Source organism: Limnospira sp. PMC 289.06, assembly GCF_032350395.1.
Classification (GTDB): Bacteria; Cyanobacteriota; Cyanobacteriia; order Cyanobacteriales; family Microcoleaceae; genus Limnospira; species Limnospira platensis.
Map to the genome: position 1 here is coordinate 1 of NZ_JARPLC010000429.1, position 620 is coordinate 620.

General features: G+C 46.3%; 1 protein-coding gene and 1 pseudogene. Both read left to right on the forward strand.

Annotated features, from left to right (window positions below; all coding sequences use genetic code 11):
* Positions 1–66: 66 nt before the first annotated feature.
* Positions 67–321 (forward strand): annotated as a pseudogene (locus P5674_RS25595) (RRXRR domain-containing protein); the annotation flags it as partial.
* A gap of 47 nt (positions 322–368) precedes the next feature.
* On the forward strand, positions 369–620 hold a 252-nt coding region (locus tag P5674_RS25600; RefSeq protein WP_315643387.1), incomplete at its 3' end, for an IS630 transposase-related protein.

Sequence of the window (620 nt, forward strand, 5' to 3'; positions counted from 1 at the left end):
GTGGTTGCTATTGTAACAGGTTTTTGGTTTGTGTGTAGGTTTGAGGAAGTTTTTTGTTACTAGCAAGCACGTCGTCAACTCCGACGTTTTAGACGAAAGCGCCAGACCCGATATCGGCGGGCTCGGTTCTTGAATCGGACTCGTCCCAAGGGTTGGTTAGCTCCGAGCTTGCAGCATCGGGTAGATACCCTTATAACCTGGGTTAACCGATTCCGTAGACTCGCCCCAGTTGGCAGCATTACTCAAGAGCTAGTACGGTTCGACCTACAATTGATGGAAAACCCTGAGATATCAGGTGTTGAGTATCATCCGGGAGAATTATAGCAAAAGACAGAAAAGTTAGGACGTATAATAGCAAGGATATCTACATAAGACCCAAAAGGCCAGCCCCCTACAGTTACGACCTTAGACAAAAAGTTATCAATGCAATTGAACTATACGGTATGTCCAAAACCAAAGCCAGTCAATTTTTCCATCTCAGCCGGAACACTATCAATCTCTGGCTGCAAAGAAAAGAACACACCGGAGACTTCCTCCCTAAACCTAATCGCCCACCTGGTCATAACCACCAAATTACCGACTGGCACAAATTCAAGGCTTTTGCCCAAGAGCATGGCGAC